This is a genomic window from Mangrovibacter plantisponsor (assembly GCF_003182475.1).
Classification (GTDB): domain Bacteria; phylum Pseudomonadota; class Gammaproteobacteria; order Enterobacterales; family Enterobacteriaceae; genus Mangrovibacter; species Mangrovibacter plantisponsor.
Map to the genome: position 1 here is coordinate 1 of NZ_QGTS01000044.1, position 1,979 is coordinate 1,979.

Here is a 1,979-nt window from a genome sequence, read left to right on the forward strand (position 1 = left end):
TTTATCAGTCGGGAAATAATGCGGACGACGGTGTTTAATTATATCGAGTGCGATTACAATCGGTGGCGTCGTCACAGTGCCTGTGGCGGTCTCAGTCCGGAACAATTTGAAAACGAAAACCTCGCTTAGGGCTGTGTCCACATTTCATGGGTAGGATCATGTTACTTACTCATTTGCTATCGGCATAGTCTTTATCAAGATGAATGTAAACGGTGACTTAGAGTCCGCTTTGTGCCAGAAGCGGACATATCTTCAGATATTCTTATGGTGAAAAAACACAGCCATCAATTATTGTTCAATATCAATAATCAAAGTATGTTAGAGTTTCATTCGTAAAGAAAATCTCATCAGAAAGATGCTTTATCACAGTGCCAAAAGTGGATAATCTATCACCTATTCATCTAGAGTTCGTTAGGTTTCGTTATCATTCGATTCAATGTTCTTATACAAGGAGTAGTTAGTCTCTATGAGTGTCATAAAAGATTTTTTAGAACAATATAGCAAGCAGTATGATTACTATTCTGAGTTGGCAAAAATTGGCTCAAACTTGCTCGAGCAGGAATTGGAAAAGAGAGGGATTAAAGCCATAGTTTCATTCAGAGCTAAGCGACCAGACCGCTTAGAACAAAAACTTAATCAAAGAAATGAAAAGTCAGCATATGCAGATGTTGCTAATATATATGAAGATATCGTCGACCTGGCCGGTGTTCGAGTAGCTTTATATTTTCCAAAAGATAGAGAAGTAGTTGATGAAACTATTAATTTTTTATTTAGCGTCCGAAAAAAGAAAAACTTTCCAGAAGCATCTTATAAACCTAAGTTTGAAAAAAGGTTTTCTGGTTACTGGGCATCTCATTATCGTGTCAATTTGAAAAACTCTAACCAAAATAAGAAGCGTTACGAAAGTGCATTATTTGAGATTCAAGTAGCATCGGTTCTTATGCATGCCTGGTCGGAAGTCGAACATGACCTTGTTTACAAACCTCTAGCAGGCGATTTGTCTGAAGAGGAACTTGCAATCCTGGATGAGATTAATGGATTAGTGCTTACTGGCGAAATAGCTCTTGAAAGGCTTCAAAAAGCCATAACAAAAAGAACTAAAGAAAAAGATAATATTTCAAATAGATATGAATTAACGAGTTTTATAACCAACTCACTTAATAAGAATTATATAAACAAACTTAAATTAGGTGATACTAAAATTTTATTTAATTATCTCAAAGATAATTCTAGCATAAGCGTCAGTGAACTTTCTGAATATTTGCGTAAAATTAATCAAAGTGAAAAAGAAACAATCACAGATCAATTGCTTCTTATGATTATTAATGATTCATACAAGAGCGTTGGAAGTAATTTAAATCTTTCAAATTATTTCAAACATGCTCTTGGGGAACATAAGGATGTATCAGGGTTTGAGTCATTTGTTAAAACATGGATTTTACTAGAAAAAGCAGTGTCTTTAATTCACAATCAAAACAATCGCCAGCACAAAAAATTCTTCACCGCAAAATTTGAGCCATTGGTTTCTGACGGAGTGCTGACGCGGGAAGAGTCAATTGAACTAAACTATTTTAAAAGAATTAGAAATAACTTACTTCATGGTATAGAAACACCTAACGATAAAGATCTAAACGAAATGTTCGTTAGGTTGTTAGCATTAACTGAGAAGATTATCTCATCTATTAATAATGATGATGATAAAGCTAAATTGCTCAAAGAAATAAAGACGTTGAGTGATTAAAATATGAGATAAAAATCATGGCGGTAAGTGTCAAGGTAGTTGGCACCCTGGGTTGATTTAGGCTGCCTGTTTTTCCCGCTCAGGATTCAGCGTTACTGGGCCTTCCGGCTGCCAGTTTCTCGTTCTGCCTGACCACCGCTCAGTGATCTTACCCAGCATTAGTGGACACGCGACTAAGTGAGTAAACTCTCAAGTAAGAGGTGATTACTCATGACAAAACCAGCATCAACCAGCAAAA

At 35.9% G+C, this 1,979-nt stretch carries 2 protein-coding genes; both read left to right on the forward strand.

The features are described 5' to 3' along the window. The coding region (locus DES37_RS25370; RefSeq protein WP_146211490.1) for an IS3 family transposase at positions 1-129 on the forward strand (129 nt) is incomplete at its 5' end. Positions 130-466: 337 nt separating this feature from the next. After that, positions 467-1,741 (forward strand): GTP pyrophosphokinase, encoded by a 1,275-nt coding sequence (locus DES37_RS25375; protein WP_110028296.1) that lies wholly within the window; start codon positions 467-469, stop codon positions 1,739-1,741. The last annotated feature ends 238 nt before the right edge of the window (positions 1,742-1,979 follow it).

Coding starts and splice junctions, on each gene's coding strand:
- DES37_RS25375 (WP_110028296.1), top strand. CDS start 467: ATGAGTGTCATAAAAGATTTTTTAGAACAATATAGCAAGCAGTATGAT.